This window comes from Nostoc sp. ChiVER01 (assembly GCF_034531155.1).
Taxonomy (GTDB): domain Bacteria; phylum Cyanobacteriota; class Cyanobacteriia; order Cyanobacteriales; family Nostocaceae; genus Nostoc.
Genome location: NZ_JAVRBS010000018.1, coordinates 56391 through 78683, shown reverse-complemented (window position 1 = coordinate 78683; position 22293 = coordinate 56391). Strand labels below are relative to the sequence as shown.

At 41.9% G+C, this 22293-nt stretch carries 20 protein-coding genes; 11 read left to right on the top strand and 9 right to left on the bottom strand.

The window, feature by feature from the left end:
- Positions 1-211 precede the first annotated feature (211 nt).
- On the bottom strand, positions 212-1657 hold the full coding sequence (locus RMY00_RS22400; protein ID WP_322649644.1) for a hypothetical protein: 1446 nt from the start codon (positions 1655-1657) through the stop codon (positions 212-214).
- A gap of 717 nt (positions 1658-2374) precedes the next feature.
- Between RMY00_RS22400 and RMY00_RS22395 the strand changes: the two genes are divergently transcribed.
- Together RMY00_RS22395 and RMY00_RS22390 are read left to right on the top strand one after the other, a co-directional pair.
- Complete coding sequence (locus tag RMY00_RS22395) at positions 2375-3394, top strand: glutathione S-transferase family protein (protein WP_322649643.1); 1020 nt, start codon at positions 2375-2377, stop codon at positions 3392-3394.
- A gap of 39 nt (positions 3395-3433) precedes the next feature.
- Complete coding sequence (locus tag RMY00_RS22390) at positions 3434-3889, top strand: VOC family protein (RefSeq protein ID WP_322649642.1); 456 nt, start codon at positions 3434-3436, stop codon at positions 3887-3889.
- Here the strand turns inward: RMY00_RS22390 and RMY00_RS22385 are convergent.
- A complete protein-coding gene (locus RMY00_RS22385) occupies positions 3882-4157 on the bottom strand; it encodes a hypothetical protein (protein WP_322649641.1) in 276 nt (91 codons plus the stop codon). The genes RMY00_RS22390 and RMY00_RS22385 overlap by 8 nt on opposite strands.
- Positions 4158-4237: 80 nt before the next feature.
- Positions 4238-6211 carry a cytochrome-c peroxidase gene (locus RMY00_RS22380; protein ID WP_322649640.1) on the bottom strand — a complete coding sequence of 658 codons (1974 nt, stop codon included), beginning with the start codon at positions 6209-6211 and terminating at the stop codon, positions 4238-4240.
- Between the two features lie 362 nt (positions 6212-6573).
- On the opposite strand from RMY00_RS22380, the gene RMY00_RS22375 reads away from it, so the two are divergent.
- Together RMY00_RS22375 and ppsA are read left to right on the top strand one after the other, a co-directional pair.
- A complete protein-coding gene (locus tag RMY00_RS22375) occupies positions 6574-7137 on the top strand; it encodes a GNAT family N-acetyltransferase (RefSeq protein ID WP_322649639.1) in 564 nt (187 codons plus the stop codon).
- 139 nt (positions 7138-7276) lie between these two features.
- On the top strand, positions 7277-9895 hold the full coding sequence (ppsA, locus tag RMY00_RS22370; protein ID WP_322649638.1) for a phosphoenolpyruvate synthase: 2619 nt from the start codon (positions 7277-7279) through the stop codon (positions 9893-9895).
- A 210-nt stretch (positions 9896-10105) separates the two neighbouring features.
- On the opposite strand, the gene RMY00_RS22365 is transcribed toward ppsA, so the two are convergent.
- Complete coding sequence (locus tag RMY00_RS22365) at positions 10106-11359, bottom strand: RNA polymerase sigma factor (protein ID WP_322649637.1); 1254 nt, start codon at positions 11357-11359, stop codon at positions 10106-10108.
- Between the two features lie 187 nt (positions 11360-11546).
- On the opposite strand from RMY00_RS22365, the gene RMY00_RS22360 reads away from it, so the two are divergent.
- From RMY00_RS22360 to RMY00_RS22350, 3 genes are all read left to right on the top strand, one after another.
- Positions 11547-11816 (top strand): hypothetical protein, encoded by a 270-nt coding sequence (locus RMY00_RS22360; RefSeq protein ID WP_322649636.1) that lies wholly within the window; start codon positions 11547-11549, stop codon positions 11814-11816.
- 18 nt (positions 11817-11834) lie between these two features.
- Positions 11835-12416, top strand: coding sequence for a VOC family protein (locus tag RMY00_RS22355; RefSeq protein ID WP_322649635.1), 582 nt, complete (start codon positions 11835-11837; stop codon positions 12414-12416).
- Between the two features lie 73 nt (positions 12417-12489).
- A complete protein-coding gene (locus RMY00_RS22350) occupies positions 12490-12897 on the top strand; it encodes a VOC family protein (protein WP_322649634.1) in 408 nt (135 codons plus the stop codon).
- Between the two features lie 201 nt (positions 12898-13098).
- Here RMY00_RS22350 and RMY00_RS22345 read toward each other — a convergent pair whose 3' ends face one another.
- From RMY00_RS22345 to RMY00_RS22325, 5 genes are all read right to left on the bottom strand, one after another.
- Positions 13099-13557 carry a cupin domain-containing protein gene (locus tag RMY00_RS22345; protein WP_322649633.1) on the bottom strand — a complete coding sequence of 153 codons (459 nt, stop codon included), beginning with the start codon at positions 13555-13557 and terminating at the stop codon, positions 13099-13101.
- A gap of 152 nt (positions 13558-13709) precedes the next feature.
- A complete protein-coding gene (locus tag RMY00_RS22340; RefSeq protein ID WP_322649632.1) occupies positions 13710-16106 on the bottom strand; it encodes a glycoside hydrolase family 15 protein in 2397 nt (798 codons plus the stop codon).
- Positions 16107-16155: 49 nt separating this feature from the next.
- A complete protein-coding gene (locus RMY00_RS22335) occupies positions 16156-17094 on the bottom strand; it encodes a cation diffusion facilitator family transporter (RefSeq protein WP_322649631.1) in 939 nt (312 codons plus the stop codon).
- Complete coding sequence (locus tag RMY00_RS22330; protein WP_322649630.1) at positions 17084-17221, bottom strand: hypothetical protein; 138 nt, start codon at positions 17219-17221, stop codon at positions 17084-17086. The genes RMY00_RS22335 and RMY00_RS22330 overlap by 11 nt, the downstream gene beginning before the upstream one ends.
- 38 nt (positions 17222-17259) lie before the next feature.
- On the bottom strand, positions 17260-18072 hold the full coding sequence (locus tag RMY00_RS22325; protein WP_322649629.1) for an SDR family oxidoreductase: 813 nt from the start codon (positions 18070-18072) through the stop codon (positions 17260-17262).
- A gap of 527 nt (positions 18073-18599) precedes the next feature.
- Here RMY00_RS22325 and RMY00_RS22320 point away from each other — a divergent pair.
- From RMY00_RS22320 to RMY00_RS22305, 4 genes are read left to right on the top strand one after another with little or no spacing between them, the layout of a single operon-like run.
- Positions 18600-19094, top strand: coding sequence for a DUF2231 domain-containing protein (locus RMY00_RS22320; RefSeq protein ID WP_322649628.1), 495 nt, complete (start codon positions 18600-18602; stop codon positions 19092-19094).
- Entirely contained in the window at positions 19091-19684 is a 594-nt protein-coding gene (locus RMY00_RS22315; RefSeq protein WP_322649627.1) for a DUF2231 domain-containing protein, read from the top strand. Before RMY00_RS22320 ends, RMY00_RS22315 begins: the two co-directional genes overlap by 4 nt.
- A 24-nt stretch (positions 19685-19708) precedes the next feature.
- On the top strand, positions 19709-20623 hold the full coding sequence (locus tag RMY00_RS22310) for a cytochrome c oxidase subunit II (protein ID WP_322649626.1): 915 nt from the start codon (positions 19709-19711) through the stop codon (positions 20621-20623).
- Positions 20613-22289 carry a cytochrome c oxidase subunit I gene (locus RMY00_RS22305; protein ID WP_322649625.1) on the top strand — a complete coding sequence of 559 codons (1677 nt, stop codon included), beginning with the start codon at positions 20613-20615 and terminating at the stop codon, positions 22287-22289. The genes RMY00_RS22310 and RMY00_RS22305 overlap by 11 nt, the downstream gene beginning before the upstream one ends.
- The last annotated feature ends 4 nt before the right edge of the window (positions 22290-22293 follow it).

Below are 22293 nucleotides of genomic sequence, written 5' to 3'. Positions count from 1 at the left end.
CTGTTATCGCCAATCCTGAACCTATTAGACATCTCCGAAAAAGAATATAGAGACGTAGCATTGCTACGTCTTTACAAGGGTTTTGGGTAACGCATATTTAATTTCTGGAGATGTCTATTTGTGAAAATTCGCGGTGTTCAGATCCCCGACTTCGTAAAAGTTGTCGGGGATCTAATTTTTCACAAATAATTTAGGATTACTACAGTTTAAATTAGCGATCGCCTTTGCTTGGGTTTAAATCATCTCCACCATTTATCGAATCAATACTATCTAGTTCAGTTAGGGATATATTGGAAGCGATCGCACTATTTTTTAAACTACTAACAGCTAGTTTATTTGGCAACGTATTTAAACTATGTACATCGGTTACTAATTCATTATTAACTGGTTGATATTCAAGGTTATCTCGATTACCACTTGCTATTTCTTCTGCTTTGCCGATAAAATCCTTGGCCAGCCTTTCACTAAAGCCAACAACGAATGCGATTACAAAAATAAAAGACCTTTGTTGATCTTGAGATGATTGTTGATTGGTAGTTGGATTGAGCTTAAATACACTTGGGTTAATAAACATTAATATTATTCCAGAGTTAATCAAGGCTAAAAATAAAACAGAAAATGCTCCTCCAATCATTGGTTTAAAAGCACCAACAAGGAAAGGAGTTAGTGGATCAGAATATTTCTTATTCTGAAATTCTTCAATTCTGATTAAAATACTGATAATACTACCTAATGTTCCTGCCGCGATAGCTAAACTTAGCTGGAGAAGAAATTCGTTAAATTTCTCATTTACAGATTGCCTTTTGCTATATTGTGTATTTAATTCAGCAAGATTATTATTTAGTGTTGTTAGCTCTGAACTTTTAAATTCAGTATTTTTTTGTGATATTATAGTTAATTCTTTAATTTCTTCTTTACTTTGTTTCAATTTATTAACATCATTATCAAGAGTAGAATTTGTATTTTCTGATTGGTTTTGTTGTTCCGCTTTGTTTTGGATTGCCTCTACCCGGTTATCTGTATATCTCTGGATCTCTTTAATTTCATTTTGTAATGCCTTCTTGTTGGTATTATAATTATTGTTATTATAATAATTAACAACTTCTGAAAAAATCCAAAGCCCTGCAAGAGAAGAAGTAGTAATTCCTCCATATATAAAAACGGCAGTTATAAGTCCAAAAATTACTTTAGTCGTTGTTGATGGTGAACGGTGGATTGATAAAAATGGGTTGATGATAAATCCTGTAAGAGGATGTTCATATTTGCAAACAATTTGTTCAACATCAAATCTAATAGCCTGAGCAATATTTATATTAGATGATGATTCACGCAGAGCTTCTATTGCAAATATTAAAGCTTTCGAGAGTTCGGTCAGTTCCCTTTGAATTTTATCTCTATTGTCAGGTATAACTATTCTCGGTATTTTGTCCCACCAAATATTTTGCGGTGTATTTCTATTAATGAGCTTTTGAAGTCTATTAAACAATATAATGATTTGAGATATTTCTTTTCCTGCTGCTACTAAACCTTCTTGCTTAATTGGATCTGCAAAACTATTGAAATTGTTTTTATAAAAATCCTTTATAAGTGCCTGAATAAGTGTCCTACTTTCATTTAAATTCCAATCATTATCAGTTATATTTTTATCAGAAACCATTGTATCTCCAATTATTTTCTAAAGTTTATCGGTATATCTATGAATTGGTTTGAGGGAATTGGCCAAGATAGTCAATCACTTTGTTCTGCTTACTTACTGCTTATATCCACATTATTCTTAGCATGGAATATACGATTGGGCAGTGAATAGTACACTCAAGGGTACTTATTGTGTAGACGCAAAGCTGTTTGTCGCTAGACATAGGTGCGGTTATTCTAGGTCTAACCAGCTTCACAAGTGGCATTGCTATTATTCCCAGAACTTGACCTTGAGTTTCTCTAGTTCTTGTTCTAGTTTTAAAATTCTGGAGTTTATCTCTGTAGCGATCGCCTGCTCGGCAATAATATCTACAAGTTGTTCTAGAGCCAACTAGAGAAGAGTTTCACGCTCTAATTTCAAAGGCAGGTCTTTTTCTATAATTGTGATATTCCGCCTCAGATGTCACACTTGTCAATACGTCTTTACCTAAATCCTTACGTTTATTTGTGCAAAGAGAGAACCTTAGAAGACAACTACTGCCAAGGTAAATCTTTGTTTTATTCGGTTGATGCTTAAAAGGCTTGCTGCACCTCCTTAGATGTCAAATGGGTTTTATAAAGAATTTTTAAGAAATTAACATTCTTCAGAAAAGGAAAGACTTAATGCTGAAGTAATCCTCACAAGTTCAAAAGCATATATTTTGTAGTTTCCAGACACCAAGCGTGTTAGGAGAGAATTATGGCGTCAGGAATGATGATCCAAGGCAAATGGATAACCGATAAAAATAAATCAGATAAGAGCAGTAATTTCAATGAGACGCCGACAACGTTTCGCCATCGTGTAACCGCCGATGGTTCTAGCGGGTTTAAGGCAGAAGCAGGACGCTATCACCTCTACGTTTCTTTATCGTGTCCGTGGGCGCATCGCACCTTAATTATGCGAGAACTCAAAGGTTTGAATGATGCAATCTCAATCTCTATCGTCGATCCGATTATGAGCGACTTGGGATGGATGTTTACTTCTGCACCGGGAGCTATTCCTGACTGGGTGAATCACACTCAATATTTGCAAGATATTTATCTGAAAGCCAATCCCAAATATACAGGAAGAGTCACTGTTCCGGTGTTGTGGGATAAGCAAACTCAAACAATCGTCAATAACGAATCTCGTGAAATCATGCGGATGTTTGACGTAGAGTTTGGGGAATTGGCAACACAGAAAATAGACTTATACCCACGCGAGCTTCAACAGCAGATTGATCAAACAATCGATGCAATTTATCTGCCAATTAATGCTGGTGTATATCGCTCTGGTTTTGCCAGGGAGCAAGTAGCATACGAAAATGCAGTAACTGAACTCTTTGAAAGTTTAGATCATTGGGAAACCGTTCTGAGCAAGCAACGCTATTTATGTGGTGTTCAAATGACTGAAGCCGATATTTGTATGTTTGTAACTCTGTATCGCTTCGACTCAGTATATTACGGTCACTTTAAGTGCAATCTGCGGCGAATTATCGACTACCCAAATCTCTGGAATTATCTATTAGACCTATATCAGTGTCCTGAGTTCAAAGCGACTTGCAACCTAGACTATACTAAGCGCAGCTATTACATGAGTATGACTGATATTAATCCAAATCGAATTGTGCCGAAGGGGCCGAGCATTGATTTTGAGCAACCGCACGATCGCGTAGGCGTAGCCCGTCGTAGACATCGCTTCGCTAAGGCTCCCGTTGCGATCGCTGCTTCACAATCATAGCCATAAAAGCAAATTGCACAATTTAACTGGAGTAACGCCATGAATCTTGTATCAGGTATCCACCATGTTGCAGTAGTAACAGCAGATATCGACCGCTTTATCGACTTCTATACTGATGTATTCGAGATACCAGTAATCTTTCAAGAGACGACCCCAGCCTTTCGTCACGCACTTCTACGGGCTGGCTCACAGTGCATGCTTCACGCAGCAGAGATGCCTGATAATGTCCATAGCTCTGGATTGCCGGATATGTTTGAACGAGGACACATCGACCATTTAGCTTTGAATGCCTCAACAGAATCAGCATTCCAGATTATCCGCCGCAAACTCATAGACCGGGGTGTGAGTGATGGCACGATTGCCGACCTTGGCCCAGTACTTAACTTGTCATTTTCTGATCCTGATGGTATGCATATCGAAGTTTGCCTCATTGTCGATGCTTCACTTCAGGGTTTTCACCAACCGCGACCATATTATGTAAAGACTGTCAACTAATAGGATAAAAATCTCCACCAAATACAATGGCAAAGCCATATTTCAGTTTTTGAACATTAGCCAACGATATTTCAAGTCGTCTTGCTAGTTCATTCTGCTGCAAGCTTCTGGATTCTCTGAATTGTTTCAGTCTGATTTGAATTCGTGTACCTTCAGCAATTATGCAAGGTTGTTTTGAAATTAAATTATTAAGCAGAGGTCGAAACCAAGCAATTAAAGCTGCTTCAATTTTTGATAGTAAATTAGCGTCAGTTTGTAAGTATGTCAATATCAGGGGGACAAGGAAGTTATTTTTTTCACTTATCTCCCCCTGCTTTGATATCTAAAGCGATAAACTCAAATTGCTAGTTAGTTTAGGAAATTTGGAGTACCTTTACCACCATTCTTACCAACCGCAGGAATTTCTAGTAGGTTATCGGCAGCTTTGCCAGTACCATCATTGGCAACAAACATAGAGTTACCTAAATGTCCATTAGGAACGAACAGTTGCGGGTGGTCAAAGGGCGCTTTCTCAGAGACAACTCGCTCATCAGTGAGTCCTTTCAGGAAAGCCACCAAGTCATCTTTTTCAGTTTCGCTTAATCCCAATGGGCGGAGAACCCCGTCTTGGCGGAAATCTCCACCACGATTATAGAAGTCCACCACTTGTGGCAAAGTCAAATAGCCACCATTGTGGAAGTAAGGAGCTGTGAGTTCTATATTGCGTAGTCCAGGAACCTTAAACTCTCCGTCTGCAACTACTGTGTCATTGGAACTAACTGTAACATTGGGGCTTGAACCAAGAAGTAGTGAGAATTTACCCAAAGCAGCGACCCGCGACTCCGAAAGCGGATTACCAAATGGATCTTGACCACCAAGACTGATGTCTTCTAGGGTGGGTCTAACACCAATATTGAAGTAACCTTTGTCCGAAACGGTTCTGGGAGTGGTGGTAGTGGCTCTAAGTCTTTGGTTCTTGACACTGCTAACCGAGGCGCTGGTGAGTTCCAACCCACTATGGCAGAAGATGCAGGCAGCTTTCCCCTCGAATAGTTGTTTGCCTCGTTGCTGCTGCACGGTGAAGGCGGTGGTGTTTCCTTCTAAGAAGCGATCGTAGGGCGTATCGTTGGCAATAAGTGTAGACTCGTACAACTGAATTGCAAGCCCAAAGAATAGCGAGAAGTTATAATCTAACAGCCTGTACTCATTGGTTTGGGAAGAGTTATCAGCGCTATTGACAAAAGTCCGTTTACCTTCAGCATCAACTTGGATGAGTTGATTAGAGTTCCACCACTCTGGTTTAAAGGCATCTTTAATCAGATCCTCGTAGGTTATATCCTTGAGTCCGGGTTGAGGATATCCACTGTCTGCACCTAAAACGCTGTCTTGTGGATGCACAATCTGTTTGCCTAGTGGTGTCAGTCCAGACAACTTTTGTCCCAAGACTCTGGGGAGCTTTGTACCCCCGATTGACAGAATATTTTCCAGCGAACCTAGCGAGTTGTTGACAAATATAAATTTGCTGAGGTCAATTTGACCAAACTTATTACCAATTTCTTGAAAAGTGCGACCATCAGCAGACGACTCGAAGGAACTGAGTGGCGGGCCGACCGCCTGGGAAGCCAAAGACGAATTATTCAGGCTGACTTTGACAAATTTAAGCTGATTTGGGTTTTCTGCTTTCGCTACAGAGGCGTTAGGGTCTCTTAAACCGAAGGGATTCACCCCATTAAAGATATCTTGTGCCCTTCCATCCCAGAAGTTACGGAAGTTGAATGCTGCATTAATTACGGTTGGCGTATTACGCGGCTGGACGCGGCGCACATTGATACCTGCCACTTTAAATACTGGATCTGGCTCACTTGTTTCTAGGTCTCTTGAGCTACCAGGTATAACACCAAGAAATTTTGTATTTGCGACTCCTTGAGAGGAGCTAACATCGTTACTGTCAGATACCACAGTCGCAGAATCATTTGGATTTGACAGCTTGTGAAAGGGAAAATCTTCTTTTCTTAGCTGGTAGTTTGGCGCACCGCCTATATTAAAAATTATATCTGGATTCTCTGTACGGTCAGGGTTAATTCGCAAAAGCCCAGGAGCAATCTGATTTATGGATCTATTGTCGGCTCCAGCATGGAAGTGGCAAGTAGCACAGGAGGTCACTCCGTCGCTCCCAACTTGTATATCCCAAAAAAGAGTCTTTCCTAACTTGATTGCAGCTGCTTTATTTTTTACAAATTCTCCAAGATTGTCAGGTTCTGGAACTGATACGCTCTTGAGCGAAACTGAAGACGACCCCGTAACCTGCGCGGATACACTATTTCCAGCGATTACTGCTACCATAATAATTACAGCAATTGCTATAGTCTTGGAAAATCTTGTTCCTAGTTGGTTAAGCTTGCCAAAGTTAAGCCTCCACCATTGGCAGTTTATTTTTCTCATCAAAGATTTGAGCAAAATTCGACCTCTTGAGGTCAGTAGGAAGTAAATTGATAAGCCAGTAATAAAGGTTACTAAGCTTATTATTGGTATAATTCCCATGAGTTTTGTCATTAAATAACACCGAAACATCCCACAATGGTTACGTAATGCCAGATCAAGTAAATCTCAATTAATGCTCGTCAAGCAAGTACCCGTATAACTTACATTGGGCACACAAGTTTTATGCAGAACCAGCTAATTGTTTACAAAAGTTTATAAAAAATATGGCAACCATTTATGGGCGATCGCAAGCGGACGAGGCTTGTGTACTAATGATTAATCTACGCCCTGCCACGTCTGCTGACTTGAACCTGCTGCAACACTGGGATCAACAACCTCATGTCATTGCCTCAGATCCCAACGATGATTGGTATTGGGAGGTAGAACTGAGTCGCAATCCTGACTGGAGAGAGCAACTAATTGCCCAGATCAAGGGTCGTCCCATTGGATTTGTCCAAATTATCGATCCAGCGCGTGAGGAAAGCCGTTATTGGGGCGATGTTGCACCGGATCTTCGTGCCATTGATATCTGGATTGGGGAAGAAACAGATTTGGGCAAAGGCTACGGCACAAAAATGATGCAGCTTGCCCTAGCTCGATGTTTTGCCGACCCGCGTGTGACGACTGTCCTCATCGATCCACTTGCCAGCAATACTCGCGCTCACCGCTTCTATGAACGTCTTGGCTTTCAATTTGTTGAACCACGAAGGTTTAGCAACGATGACTGTTTTGTTTATTGCCTGAACCGAGCAGATTGGCATCCTGAAGACGCGATCGCATCGCCGTAACGGCAGCTAGTCAAAAGAGGCAGGGGAGCAGGGAGCAGGGGAGAAGAATTTTTCCCCTCTGCCCCCCGCACCCTGCCCCTCTGCCTCTTCTCGATGCAGTCAAAATTACCAAAGTATAATTGCCAAAGGAGCGAAACTGATGAGTTCATTTGTGCTTTGTTTTCAAGATATTGATAAAACAAAACTCAAACTTGTCGGGGGTAAAGGCGCGAACCTGGGGGAACTTACCAGGATTGAAGGAATCTACGTACCGGATGGCTTTTGTATTTCTACTGAAGCTTTTAAAAGAATCATTGGGGAAACGTCGTCGATTAACGAATTACTCGATCGGTTATTGCTTCTTAAGGTGGAAGACCGAAAAAAAATCGGTGAACTTAGCGGTGAGATTCGCTCTTTCATTGAAGGGATAAACATTCCTCAAGATATTAATGAAGAGATCGCCCGCCTCCTCTCTAGGCTTGGAGAAAAAAATGCCTATGCAGTACGATCCAGCGCAACTGCTGAGGATTTACCGACAGCCTCTTTTGCAGGTCAGCAGGATACGTATTTGAACATTATCGGTAAAGAGGCAATCTATCAGCATATCAGCAAGTGCTGGGCATCGCTATTTACCGAGAGGGCAGTAATTTACCGCCAATTATACGGCTTCGACCACCGTAAAGTCCACCTATCTGTGGTTGTTCACAAGATGGTCTTTCCGCAGGTGGCAGGAATTTTGTTTACTGCCGATCCCGTCACTTCTAATAGGAAGGTGTTATCCATTGATGCTAGCTTCGGACTTGGAGAAGCCTTGGTCTGTGGTCTGGTGAATGCTGATATCTATAAAGTGTGTAACGGTAAAGTTATCGATAAAAAGATATCCACCAAGAAACTGGCTATTTACGCCTTAAAAGATGGCGGTACGAAAGAACAGGAGATTGAGCAACAGAGGCAGAATAGGCAAGCACTGACAGACGAGCAGATTGTACAGCTTGAGCGCATCGGTAGAAAGATTGAAAAACATTTCGGCTGCCCCCAGGACATCGAATGGTGTTTGGTGAATGACACATTTCATATTGTCCAGAGTCGCCCCATTACGACTTTATATCCCATTCCTGAAGCGAATGATGAAGAAAATCACGTCTATGTATCTGTCGGTCATCAACAAATGATGACTGACCCAATCAAACCATTGGGATTGTCTTTATTCCAGTTAACAGCTGCTCGCCCTATGTATCAAGCTGGTGGAAGGTTGTTTGTTGATATCACCCATGATTTGGCTTCACCTGTGAGAAGAACAATTCTGGTAGATGTTTTGGGAAAATCCGATCCGCTCATAAGGGACGCACTGATGACCATACTAGATCGGGGAGATTTCATAAAATTGTTACCAGATAACAAGCAAGAACAAAGTTCCGGTAACAGCAATAAGGGTGCATCGTCTTTGGATTTTCAAACGCTGACCGAATACGATCCGGCGATTGTTCCCGATTTGATTGGGCGTAGTCAAACCTCGATAGACGAGTTAAAACAGAATATCCAGACGAAATCAGGAGCGGATCTGATTGATTTTATCCTGGAAGATATCCAGCAATTAAAGAAGAGCTTGTCTAATCCACAAAGTTTTGGTGTAATTATGACTGCTATGAATGCTTCATCATGGCTCAATGAAAAAATGCAGGAGTGGTTAGATGAAAAAAACGTAGCAGACAAGCTTTCTCAATCTGTACCCAACAATATTACTTCCGAAATGGGACTGGAACTATTGGATGTTGCGGATGTGATTCGTCTTTATCCTGAAATAATTGATTATTTACAACAGGTAAAAGATGACAACTTTCTGGATGAACTGATTCAGTTTGAGGGTGGACAGTCAGCTAGGGACGCTATCTATGGTTACCTCAACAAATACGGAATGCGATGTGCCGGTGAGATCGATATTACAAGACCTCGTTGGAGCGAAAAACCAATGACGCTTGTCCCCATAATTCTCAGTAATATCAAAAACTTTGAGCCTGGTGCTGGCGATCGCAAATTTGAGCAAGGGCGACAGTCAGCTTTGAAAAAAGAACAAGAGTTATTAGATCGATTGAAGCAATTACCGGATGGTGAACAAAAGGCCAAACAGACAAAACGAATGATTAACCTAATTCGGAATTTCATCGGTTATCGTGAATATCCAAAATACGGCATAGTTAATCGCTACTTCGTTTATAAGAAAGCTTTACTCAAAGAAGCCGAACAACTCGTACAAGCGGGCGTTATTCATGAAAAAGAAGATATATATTATCTCACTTTTGAAGAACTTCGCGAAGTCATACTCACAAATAAACTTGATTACCAGATTATCAGCGAAAGAAAAGACGAGTACAAATTATTTGAAAAACTAACTCCCCCTCGTGTGATCACGTCTGATGGCGAAATCATTACAGGTCGGTACAAACGAGAAAATCTCCCTGCCGAAGCTATTATAGGTCTGGCTGTTTCCTCCGGAGTTATAGAGGGACGAGCGCATGTCATCTTAAACATGGAAGATGCCGAGCTAGAAGATGGAGATATATTAGTCACCTCCTTTACTGACCCTAGCTGGACACCATTGTTTGTATCCATAAAAGGTCTAGTCACCGAAGTTGGTGGACTGATGACTCATGGAGCAGTTATCGCGCGTGAATATGGCTTACCAGCAGTTGTTGGAGTGGAGAATGCTACCAAGCTGATCGATGACGGACAGAGAATCCGGGTTAATGGAACGGAAGGCTATGTAGAAATCCTATATTAAAGCGAAAATTACTTTCATTGGATTTTAAATATTGAGGATTAATCTTTCTGTTAAGATGGTAGCCTAACAATTCATTCAAGCCGCTCGGTGCTGAACGATTCATCCGACACATTTTCACTCATACTAGTTGTGCAAATGCTTACCGCTCCACACAAGCAGCTACCTTATTCTATAATCTAATAATTTTTTGCACGTCCGGCGATGCTGGACTTAGGGCTGAACTGAGCGCAACCGACGCTCTAAAAAGCGGCGTTCGCTATCATTAGTGACGAGAACGAGCGCGATCGCGTAGCTCTGTGCGGCTTCTTGGGAGGCTCCGATACGGCGCAGCAGATCGGCACGGGTGGCGTGAAATAGATGGTAGTCATTAAGTTGAGGGGCAAGCCCATCGACGAGTCCAAGCGCGGCCTGAGGACTGTCTAGCATTGAGATTGCCACCGCGCGGTTGAGTGAAACAATCGGCGAAGGCTGCAAGCCCTCGAGCAAATCGTAGAGGTGGACAATTTGCAACCAGTCTGTTTCTTGTGCCTGTGCTGCCTGACAATGTAGTGCTGCGATCGCTGCTTGCACTGCAAACGAACCAATCTCGCCTCGCAGTGCTTCTTCAACGAGCGGCAATGCCTCAGAAATCTGCTGTTGGTTCCAGGTACGACGATCCTGATCTTCGAGCAACACCAGATCGCCCGCCTCATCCAAACGGGCATCGCGCCGAGAGTCGTGCAGCAACATCAGCGCAACCAGGGCAGTGACTTCTGAGGGCGGTTGTGGTGCCATCAACGTCCTCACTAGGCGACCCAGCCGAATCGCTTCTGTGCAGAGGTCAGCCCTGACCATCGTCTCGCCCCTAGTCGCCGCGTAGCCCTCGTTGAAAATGAGATAGATCGTTGTCAGGACTGCATCTACCCGCACAGACAGATCGTTCGTATCTGGCACTTTATAGGGAATACCTGCATCCCGAATCTTGCGCTTGGCACGCACCAGCCGTTGCGCCATCGTTGCTGTGGGCACTAGAAACGCCCGTGCAATTTCTTCTGTCTCAAGTCCGCCCAGCATCCGCAGTGTCAAAGCAACCTGCGCCTCGATGGACAGTGCGGGATGACAACAAGTAAAGATCAGCCGCAGTCGCTCGTCTGGAATTTCATCGGTGTCGTAGGTAGGCTCCTGGCTTGTTGGGATTAACCCTGATGCACTGTACCATTCTAATTTTTCTGTTAGCCGCGTCCGGCGGCGGAGGCGATCAATGGCTTTATATCGAGCTGTTTTAATAATCCACGCGCGGGGGAGATCGGGAATACCCGTGGATTGCCACTGATTCACGGCAGCGATAAAAGCTTCCTGTGCCGCCTCTTCAGCCACATCGAAATCCCCAACCAGCTGGATGAGCGTGGCAACAATCCGACCCCACTCGGTGCGATAAATGGAGGCGATCGCGATTGTTACATCTGATTGTGCGTTTGAAGTCATAGCTGACGTCAGAAAAAATTTTACCAGAGGTGTCGATTTAAGCAATTGCCGTTCGACTTACTCACAAAAGGAAAGAACACAGTTAAAGCTTGATTGTATCTAAAAGATAAAAAAATTTTACTAGAGGTGTCGATTTAAGCAATTGTCGTTCGACTTAATTACAAAGGGAAACAACGGAGGCAATTCAATGAAATATGTACTGCTGATTTACCTGGAAGAAAATGCCATGAGCCAAACCGAGCGGGAAGACTGTTATGTGAAATCCGCGCAACTGGCACAGCAACTCAATTCAAAAGGGCAATATCTAGCCACTGCCCCGCTTCACCCTGTAGCGACTGCAACCAGCATCCGAGTGCGTGATGGTAAATCTCTAGGCAACAAGGTAAATGGCAGGTTGTGCATGAACATTGTTCCGTCCCCTTCGAGCCGCAAACATCTCAAGCTGTCCTCACGCTAGTAGTGTACCAACCCAAAATTGCTACGTGGAGGTAAGCAAGGGAGCAAGGGAGCAGGGGAGAACAATTGCAGTAAGTCTTTCCCCCCTGCCCCTCTGCCCCTCCGCTCCTCTGCTGACCACAACGCAAAGTTTCCTTGGCAGACTACTAGACGTATAGCCCAATCTACTGAATTTATCTTAGGAGCCTTCATGAAAATTAATCCTTATCTCATGTTCAACGGCAACTGTGAAGCAGCATTCAAGTTTTATGAGCAATGTCTGGGCGGCAAAATCGTCATGATGCTGACCCACAAAGATGCACCCTCAGCAGAAGATGTGCCCGCTCAATGGCATGACAAAATTATGCATGTCTGCCTCGATTTGGGCGATCGCCTCTTGATGGGGTCTGATAGCCCACCTGGATATTTTGAAACACCCCAAGGCTTCTACGTGCAAATCAGCGTTGACGAGCCAGAAAAAGCAGAATGTATCTTTCATGCCTTGGCAGAAAACGGAAAAGTGAAGATGCCGATCGAGCAAACCTTCTGGTCTGTCCGCTTTGGCATGTTGGTTGATCAATTCGGTATTCCCTGGATGGTCAACTGCGAACAGGCGGCTTGACTTCTTATTACCAAAGGTGCTTACGAACTTTTTCGCTGATCTTTCACTGTGCAAAATTCAAAAGGATGAATCCATGAGTACTCAAATTTTCGTTAACCTGCCAGTCAAAAACCTCAATCAATCGATCAAGTTCTTTACTCAACTCGGCTTTGAGTTTAATCCTCAATTCACTGACGAAACTGCCACCTGCATGATTGTGTCTGAAAGTATCTTTGTCATGCTTTTAACGCATGAAAAGTTTAAAACGTTTACTCCCAAAGAAATTTGTGATGCCACAAAAAGCACAGAAGTTCTTGTGTGTTTATCTTCTGATAGCCGAGAACAAGTCGATGAAATGGTTCGCCTTGCTGTAGCCGCCGGTGGAACAATCTATAATGAACCGCAAGATCACGGTTTTATGTATGGACATGGATTTGCTGACTTAGATGGCCATATTTGGGAAATTATCTACATGGAGCCAAGCGCAATAAATCAAGGTTGAAAATGCGATGTTTGAGGAATTAATTCTTAAACTGGTCTGCACTAAATTCAACTTTTTCACACCATCCACTTAGTCTACTTTCACACCCTCTAGAAGGATATAAATTTTGGATAGCGATGTCAGGTGAAGAAACTAGAAGCAACAGCAAACTTTTTAATAAGATGATGGTTAGGAGCGATCGCTACTAACCCAAGTTTCGAGTTACTTAAAACGGCAGGATTGCTCTATAGTCGGAGTCTCTTCAAGCTGTACCATTATCAGAACAGCTGGCGCATCGCCTACTGTTCCAGATAAGTGACCCTTATTACCTTGCGCGTCCGCTTTCGTACCCTGATCTTCTCCAAATGAAATTTCGCCAGGGCCCATCTCTACTCGCTGTCCGTCCATAGTCTCCACAAACCAACGTCCCGATAGAGGGATGATCCACTGTGGTTTAGGGTTCTCATGCCAGTTACCAACCCATCCTACAGGTAGCACAGTAAAGGTGATTGTAGCACCAGACTGCTTCAAATTAGAAAGCCACTGTGGTGAGGTATCGGGGGCTATGCCTTTTTCCATGAAGTCTTCAATTTGACAACGAGATTGGTGACTTACACCGTTTCTATCAGTCCAGACGTGCCAGTATTCAATTGTTGGTTTGGGTGATGAGTTATTTTGCATAATAATGGCTCTTTTTGATCCTAAATGTATTGAAAGGCGAATTATAAATAGTACTTACGCACGAGTAACAGAAAACGAACCACAGAGGGCGCATAGGTCACGGAGAAATGAGAGTTTTAGAGGGTTTTTGGTAATTCCTAATTAATTAGGAATTACGAAATTCTAACTATATAATTATGTCCTTCCCACTTACTGCTTTCAATCCAGAAAAAGGTAAAGTTGATTGGCTGTTGCTGATTATCAGAAATAGAGATATCTACAAAATTCACTCCTAATTTTGTAGAAGTAGCAGGTGTATTTTTTACGGTTTGCCAATTATCATCTGACCAGTACAACTGAAAAGATGCTAAAGCGTGAATTCGCAATGTATAACCTTTTTTAACTTTGTCTATTTGTCGGTTAAACTTCCATATTTCAAATGATTTACACTTTCGTCTTTCACCTAGATATCGATTTGCCACCTCTGGAATCAAATCAAATACCTGTCCATCATTATTTGACCGTAGCAGCTTGATATACTCTGCGTGCGCCCACATTAAAGGCATGGCGGAACCTGTTGGTTTTCCTAAATAGAGATGGTTTTCAGGTTTATCTGTTTCATCCCAAACCTGTTCGGGTAGTAAGCAAGTATCTGATGCGAATCCTTCCATCGCCTTGATATATGTTTTGACATCGCCGCCAACAGCTAATTCATAATGTCCCCGTTCTCCTGTTAAGAGAGGCCAAGCGCGTCCCTTACCATAACTAGTATAAGGACTGCCGTCTTCTTGCTGGCCGTAACCGTCGTGGTTGTAACGATGCCAACAAGGCCCAGCAGGTGTATCAACTTTTAAAACTGCGTCAATTACTTTGACAGAATCAACAATAATCGGGTCATCAGGTTTGCGAATTCCATAGCGTACTAATTGTAAAAACCCAGCATCAACAATTTCCTTCGCAGGAAATTCTGATGGTTCACCAAGTGGTTGACTGCTAATAAAAAGAGTTCCTTGGTTAGGATTTTCGTTGGGTTGAGGATTATTTATATCTGTAGGAGTAATCCGAATGTAATGGCGTTTGATGCCAGGAACTAAAGTTCCTTCAGTAGTAACTGTCCAAGCTTCGATATGAGATTCTAAAAAATCAGCATATTCTTCTATAAACTCTGCTGTTGCTTCATCTCCACGTTCACGAACAAATTGAGCAGCACAAATTAAGGCGGCAATGTTAGATGCTAATGTTGATGGTGAATAACCACTATTTTCTTCCCAGCGTTCTTGTTGGGTAGCTGGTCCGTGACGAATTAAATAACCAGCCGCTCGCAAAATCATCGGATAAATATCAAAATTTAAACAAGTTTTTTGCTGGTGCAATAGCCATGCTAACAGAATGGGAAATGCCACCTCGTCAAGCTGAATACCTGTCCAATAAGGTTTACCATCAACCCAGAAATTTTGGGGAAAACCGCCATCTTCCTGCTGACTAGTGACCAGATAAATTAGCGATCGCACTGCTGTATCTGTTTCCCCAGCAGCCACCAAACCTGATACACTGCTAACCATATCCCGTGTCCAGACAAGGTGATATCCTCCTTGATCTTGGTCGTCTTTGGCTTCACCCCAAGGGATAGCTAGAGATGCAATTAATGCACCTGGATAGGTTTTGTCTTCATGTGCTAACAACAGACTAATGCTGTTGTGATACAACTTACCTTGATCATAAGAACTATTTTCTAATGAGTGGATGCCGTTGCGCGATCGCTTCCACTGTTCGTCATATTGCTGCTTTTGCTTTTCAAAAGGAATATTGAGTGATTGAAACAGTGTAGAAATTGCATTATGCAGATTTGTCCCAAATGCCAAGCCTAAAGTAAACTCTTTAGTACTATCTAAATTTAGTTCTCCAGTTAAAGCAAGGTTGCCATCTACAGCACTATCAAACTCCCAATCCATCTGAAAATTATCAGCTAAATCTGTCCAACCATCACTTTCACCAACGTAGCCACAAGAAAGACGAGTTAAGGGAATTGTTGCACCCAACGCCAGCCATGTTCCTTGTTTCTCGGCTGTGATAATTCGATGTCCAGCAACTTGTACAGCGTAACCATTATTACCTATACCTCCAACTTCCAGATGCGGCGCACACAAAACGTATAACTGGAGTTGGGAAATAAAATCGCTATCTCCAGTTAACTTTGTATGTTGTAAAATACAGGATAAATGCGGGTCAGCAATTACTTCTTTGATTACAGCATAACGCCCTTGGGGATCGGAATTAGTGATGCGATATCCTAAACCATGAGTCCACATCGGTTCAACTTTTAATTCGAGATGGCGTTTCTCTTCGTGAAAAAAGCTTTTTCCATCAGAAATTAGATACTGTAAATCCCGAACTTGTGGTTTATCTACTGTGGGATGGTAGACTTCGGTAATAATACCATTCCAGATAGTAAACCAAATGTTACTAGAGGTAGAGTAAGCTGTTCCTACTCCATCTTTATTAGCATGAGTCCATCGAGGCTCGATACCAGGTGAGCCAAAAGCCTGTCCTTGACTAAGAATTTTTACCATAATTTTTGTCCAGTTCAGTGCTGTGGTTAATATTTGTTTGATTAAAAAATTATTGAGAATTTTGAGAATATTTGCGAGATGCAGTTAATGATTTAGCTTCAATAAAAATTTGTTTTATCTCAGGATGCTTTTGGCTAATTTTTGCTTCTAAACTTTCTACAGTTAAGGCTATTTCCTCACCTGTAAGATTGTGAGAAAATTGAATTTCTAAGTTGAGTAATACTTCTTTGGGAGCAAGTTGCATTGTTAGCACTCGGATAACCTCTTTCACTCCTGGTTCTGTTTTTGACAAAGAACGGATATTAGCTATAGTTTGAGGATCGGCGCTTTCACCAACTAACAATCCTTTACTTTCTCTTGCTAGTACTACTGCGACTATAGCTAAGATAATGCCAATAATAATTGAAGCGATACCGTCAAAATAAACATTATTAAATAGATGTCCTAAAAATATTCCGATTAAGGCAACGAATAAACCTAAAATTGCGGCAGTATCCTCAAATAATATTGTAATTACTGTAGGATCTTTACTATTTTTGATTGCTTGCCAAAAATTTTGTTTACCCTTAGTCGGCAAAAACTCTTTTAAAGCTACAGTCCAAGAATAACCTTCAAATAATATTGCTAAACTTAACACAATATAATTCCATGTTGGGTCTTCTAAAGGGCTGGGATGAATTAAATGAGTAATTCCTTCATAAATTGACATCCCGCCGCCAAGGGCAAAGATGAGGATAGCAACGATAAAAGTCCAGAAATAAAGTTCTAGACCGTAACCAAAGGGATGGCGATCGTTTGCTGGCTTTTGGCTTCTTTGAATTCCCAGCAAAAGTACTAATTGATCGCCAGTATCTACCACCGAATGAATCCCTTCAGATATCATGGCGGAACTACCAGTAATGGAGGCGGCGATAAATTTAGTAATAGCGATCGCTAAGTTAGCCCCCATCGCCGCGTATATAGTTTTATTAGATGAATCATTTGCCATGATTGTAAATATTAGCTTCTAAATCGGTTAAAAAATCTGGTAGATTTGGCTGTACTTTCAACTGTTGTTTTGCAGCATCAGCTTTGAGTCCTAAAATAGTACAAAAAGTTTTCTGGTTATTTTTCAATCCCAGTTACAAAACTTAAATACGAATTACGAATTATCTTAACCATTGTCTGTAAAACCTGGATACAAAGTCATTCCACCATCTACAAATAGCGTTGTACCGTTGACATAATCAGAGTCATCAGAAGCCAACCAAACTGCTGCTTTGGCGATGTCTTCTACATCTCCCACACGTTTCGCTGGAATTAGTTTTAGTAAATTTGCCTCTGCTTCTGGGGTATCCCAAGCTGATTTATTAATTGGGGTTTTGATTGCACCAGGAGCAATACTATTAACCCGAATTTTGTGAGGAGCAAGTTCTTGGGCAATACTTTGCATCATCATATTAATACCACCCTTACTCGTAGCATAATTAACATGACCAGCCCAAGGAATTACCTGATGTACGGAACTCATACAAATAATCTTACCTGCCGCACATGAAATATCAGGCTTCACACCTCGCCGCAAAAATTCCTTTGCAGCTTCCCTAGCACATAAGAATTGTCCCGTTAGATTTATCCCAATCACTGCATTCCATTGATCGAGAGTCATATCTATAAATGCTGAGTCTTTTTGAATGCCTGCATTACTTACTAAAATATCAATAGTGCCAAATTGTTTAAGGGTTTGGCTGAACATTGCCTTTACTTGGTCTTCTTTGCTGACATCGGCTTGTATGGCAAAAGCTTCACCATTAGCAGCTTTGATATCATCAACAATTTTTTGGGCTGATTCAGCTTCAGAACGGTAGTTGATAGCTACTGCTGCACCTGACGCAGCCAAATAGCGAGCGATCGCTTCACCAATTCCAGAACTAGCACCTGTCACAAGTGCTTTTTGACCTTTAAGCAGATAAGGAGAATAACTCATAATACTTTTCAGAATTTTTGCTATATATTTTCATTTGTAAAGTTTGAGGATAGCTGATATTGAAAACTTATGATTGAATCCAAATTGAAGCAAGCTGTTCTACATTGAAATGAAATTTTTATACCAATTACACGTTTTGCTTATGTGTTTAATTTTTGACAGTTATTTTTGTGATTCTGGCATTACTTTAGAGGTTTGCAACAATTAACGCTTCTAGCCATTGGAATAATAAATATCTCTACCGAAAGAACTATAAAAATTTCATCACGATTTCATTATTGGATGAAATCTTTAAAGGATGAAGTCAGTTGCATGTCTTTCTTAGGTGGGAGATAGATTTTATATAATTTAAATTTTTTGATATTAATTTATTTATACAAGAGTTTGATTAATGACAAGTAACCATTTACTAAAGTGATTGATTAATCTTGTAGAGATGGATATTTTTAGGCGTGTATGATTATTGATGATAAAATTCAATGGATTTCTTTAGTAATCACCGATCCTGATACCCCAAGGAACAAGCGATGTCTGCCTTACCTCTTAATAGCCAGAATTTACCATACCCCGATCCTTTGCACCCAATTATCGTTCACTTTGTGATTGCGATGGTGTTTTTTTCTTTCTTCTGTGATGTTCTAGGCTATTTCACCCGCAACACGCGTTTGTTTGAGGTGAGTTTCTGGAATATGTTTGTTGCAGCGATCGCAATTTTCATTGCAATTATCTTTGGTCAATTTGAAGCAGGACTAGCACAAGCCCAGAAAGCAGCCCAGTCAACACTGAATTATCATACCGTCTTGGGTTGGTCACTGGCGGCGATTGTTGCGGCGATCGCAGCTTGGCGTTTTGTGATTCGCAACCGCAATCCCCGAAAAGTACCACCTGCTTACTTGGGGGCTGCAACATTGTTAGTCTGCCTAGTGTTTTTGCAAGTGTATTTGGGGAGTAAACTGTTTTGGGTGTATGGATTGCACGTTGAGCCTGTAGTTCAAGCCATGAAACAGGGAGTTTCACCATGAACCCGCAACTGATTGAGCAGTTGAGATTACGGTTGGGCGCTAACGGATTACCTTATGAGATTCCTATACATCCGCAGTTAGTACATCTAACCCTTGGTTTATTTATTATTGCCATTCTTTTTGATATAGCAGGAGTGCTGTTTTCTTTAGAAAAACCAATTTTCAAATTTTTGGGATTGGCTACTATCCGTTCTAGCTTTTTTGATGTCGGCTGGTACAACCTCATAGCAGCAGCAGCAATTACATTTTTTACGGTTGCGGCTGGTTTTTTTGAGCTACTTTTGGCAAATCCACCAGTCGATCAAAAGAGTGCTTGGGGGTTGAGTCCTGGTTGGACGATGCTTTTACATGGTTTGGGTGGCGTTTTGCTGTTGGGGATCATTGTCGCCATGACTGTATGGAGAGGTTTACAACGCTATCGCTGGCGTCAGGATGCTTCTAGACAAGTGCAGTGGAGTTACTTGTTAGCAGGGATTGCGATGCTAGGCATATTATTCGTCCACGGAACATTGGGGGCGCAATTGGGAGAAGAATTTGGGATTCATGTTACTGCTGCTAATACCATTTTTAAAAATGTTTACAACAAATAATTAAACGAGAATTTATTGAATTTTATGTTTAGTGTTTTTGAATATGTATTAATAGCGGTTTATGTAGCAGTGTTGCTCGTTGTCAGTCGGTGGATTGGGCAACAGGCGTTTTCTTGGATGCCTCCGCAAGCTACAGCAGAAGCACAACGAGTAGATGATTTGTTTAGCTTCTTAGTCTCAATTGGAGCATTTATCTTGCTTGGGCTGGTTGGCGTTATGGTTTATGCGATCGCATTCCATCGCGCCCCCCCAGAAGACTACACCGAGGGACACCCCTCTAGAGGTGATGCGAGGTTAGAAATATTGTGGACAGCAACCCCAACTTTGTTGGTAGTGTGGATTGCTTTCCAAAGCTTCAATATTTATCAGCAGTTAAATATTTTAGGTCTAACCGAAATCGTGCATTTACATACACCCATAGAATCTGCCTCCGCCGCAACCATCAGCGATGTCCCTAAACCTGCATCTGAAACTATTGATGTTCTCGTTAAGCAGTGGGATTGGTCTTTTCGTTATCCAAATAATGTTACAAGCAATCAACTGCATTTGCCGATCAATCGTAGCACTCGCTTAAATCTGCAAGCGCAGGATGTAATCCACGGTTTTTACGTCCCTGAGTTTCGCTTAAAGCAGGATATTATTCCAGGGCGCAACATTGATATTGTGCTAACACCTATTCGTGCAGGCAAATATCGGCTGAAAGATTCTCAATTTAGCGGTACTTACTTTGCCTTAATGGAAACGGATGTATACGTTGAATCCCTTGATCAATACAATCAGTGGCTCACGCAAACTGCTAATAGCGAACAAACTCCAGTAAATCAGGCGGTTGCCGAAAATATCCAACCACCAAAAACATTGTTTAATAGCGGCTGGTACACCGTCACACCTGCTCAACCTGGTATTGCCAATAAAAGGAAGCTAAATAATGACACATGATTTTAGTCAAGATATTACCGGGGATCGAGAATCAGAAAATTATCAGAACCAAGAGGGTAATAATTGGCGGGAATATTTTAGTTTCAACACCGATCATAAGGTGATTGGAATTCAGTACATGGTGATGACCTTCATGTTTTTCCTGATTGGCGGGCTGTTGGCGATGCTGATTCGGGCTGAGTTACTCACCCCAGAATCAAATTTGGTCGATCGCCCGCTTTATAATGGTTTGTTCACCATGCACGGGACAATCATGATTTTCCTGTGGATTATTCCCTTCAATGCAGGGCTTTCTAATTACTTAGTGCCACTTATGATTGGAGCGCGGGATATGTCTTTTCCCTTGCTCAACGCCATCTCTTTTTGGATTTTGCCACCCGCAGGTCTTTTACTATTATCTAGCTTCTTCCTCCCAAACGGCACTGCACAATCTGGCTGGTGGTCTTATCCGCCAATTAGTTTACAAATTCCAGGTGGTGAACTGATTAATGGTGAATTTATTTGGATAGTTAGCCTAGTGTTAATAGGTATCTCTTCAATCATGGGGGCTGTCAACTTTGTGACAACCATCTTTTGGATGCGGGCTCCAGGAATGACATTTTTTCGGATGCCTGTGTTTGTTTGGTCAGTTTTTAGTGCCCAGTTATTGCAACTGATTAATTTACCTGCCTTGACAGCTGCATTGATACTACTGTTGCTTGACCTATCCATTGGTACACAGTTCTTTAAACCGGATGGGAATGGCGATCCGATTATTTATCAACATCTATTTTGGTTCTACTCTCACCCAGCAGTTTATATCATGGCACTACCAGCCTTCGGTATTTTTGCGGAGGTTCTGCCTGCATTTTCTCGCAATCCGTTATTTGGTTATCGGTCAGTTGCGATCGCCACCTTGGGTATTGCTTTAATCAGCATTTTCGTTTGGGTACATCACATGTTCACCAGTGCCACCCCCGGTTGGATGCGGATGACCTTCATGGCTACCTCAATGTTAGTTGCCATACCCACGGGTATTAAAGCCTTCGCTTGGACAGCCACCATCTGGAGAAGCAAGCTACATCTAGAGACACCAATGCTGTTTGCGATGGGAGGTGCAGCCATGTTTATTTTTGGCGGTGTTACTGGTGTAATGCTTGCTGCTACGCCCTTTGATATCCACGTTAATAACACTTACTTTGTTGTGGGACACTTCCATTACATCGTTTTTAATACGATCACAATGGCAATCTTCGCGGCAATTTACTACTGGTTTCCCAAAATAACTGGAAGAATGTATGCTGAAGGTTGGGGCAAGTTACATTTTTGGCTGACCTTTATTCCTGCCAATATTACCTTCTTCTCTATGCACCCATTAGGTTTACAAGGAATGCTACGCCGAGTTTCTTCCTACGATCCGCAATATCAAGGATGGAACGTCATCGCTAGCTTGGCATCATTCTTACTAGGAGCATCCACACTGCCTTTTATTGCTAACATAGTAGGCTCTTGGCTTTACGGGCCGCGAGCAGTTGACAATCCTTGGCACGCTACTGGATTGGAATGGACAACCTCTTCACCACCTCCACGAGATAACTTTGAAGAGATTCCAACTGTAACCAGACCTCCTTATGACTACGGCAATCCAAAGTACTCAGTAATCGAAAATTCTAACAACATTGAGTAAGAAA

What these genes read in the sequence shown, in the direction of transcription:
- RMY00_RS22395 (WP_322649643.1), top strand. Translation starts at nt 2,375, where the DNA reads ATGGCGTCAGGAATGATGATCCAAGGCAAATGGATAACCGATAAAAAT.
- RMY00_RS22375 (WP_322649639.1), top strand. Translation starts at nt 6,574, where the DNA reads ATGGCAACCATTTATGGGCGATCGCAAGCGGACGAGGCTTGTGTACTA.
- RMY00_RS22390 (WP_322649642.1), top strand. Translation starts at nt 3,434, where the DNA reads ATGAATCTTGTATCAGGTATCCACCATGTTGCAGTAGTAACAGCAGAT.
- RMY00_RS22400 (WP_322649644.1), bottom strand. Translation starts at nt 1,657, where the DNA reads ATGGTTTCTGATAAAAATATAACTGATAATGATTGGAATTTAAATGAA.
- RMY00_RS22325 (WP_322649629.1), bottom strand. Translation starts at nt 18,072, where the DNA reads ATGAGTTATTCTCCTTATCTGCTTAAAGGTCAAAAAGCACTTGTGACA.
- ppsA (WP_322649638.1), top strand. Translation starts at nt 7,277, where the DNA reads ATGAGTTCATTTGTGCTTTGTTTTCAAGATATTGATAAAACAAAACTC.
- RMY00_RS22340 (WP_322649632.1), bottom strand. Translation starts at nt 16,106, where the DNA reads ATGGTAAAAATTCTTAGTCAAGGACAGGCTTTTGGCTCACCTGGTATC.
- RMY00_RS22360 (WP_322649636.1), top strand. Translation starts at nt 11,547, where the DNA reads ATGAAATATGTACTGCTGATTTACCTGGAAGAAAATGCCATGAGCCAA.
- RMY00_RS22365 (WP_322649637.1), bottom strand. Translation starts at nt 11,359, where the DNA reads ATGACTTCAAACGCACAATCAGATGTAACAATCGCGATCGCCTCCATT.
- RMY00_RS22310 (WP_322649626.1), top strand. Translation starts at nt 19,709, where the DNA reads ATGTTTAGTGTTTTTGAATATGTATTAATAGCGGTTTATGTAGCAGTG.
- RMY00_RS22315 (WP_322649627.1), top strand. Translation starts at nt 19,091, where the DNA reads ATGAACCCGCAACTGATTGAGCAGTTGAGATTACGGTTGGGCGCTAAC.
- RMY00_RS22345 (WP_322649633.1), bottom strand. Translation starts at nt 13,557, where the DNA reads ATGCAAAATAACTCATCACCCAAACCAACAATTGAATACTGGCACGTC.
- RMY00_RS22320 (WP_322649628.1), top strand. Translation starts at nt 18,600, where the DNA reads ATGTCTGCCTTACCTCTTAATAGCCAGAATTTACCATACCCCGATCCT.
- RMY00_RS22380 (WP_322649640.1), bottom strand. Translation starts at nt 6,211, where the DNA reads ATGGTAGCAGTAATCGCTGGAAATAGTGTATCCGCGCAGGTTACGGGG.
- RMY00_RS22335 (WP_322649631.1), bottom strand. Translation starts at nt 17,094, where the DNA reads ATGGCAAATGATTCATCTAATAAAACTATATACGCGGCGATGGGGGCT.
- RMY00_RS22350 (WP_322649634.1), top strand. Translation starts at nt 12,490, where the DNA reads ATGAGTACTCAAATTTTCGTTAACCTGCCAGTCAAAAACCTCAATCAA.
- RMY00_RS22305 (WP_322649625.1), top strand. Translation starts at nt 20,613, where the DNA reads ATGACACATGATTTTAGTCAAGATATTACCGGGGATCGAGAATCAGAA.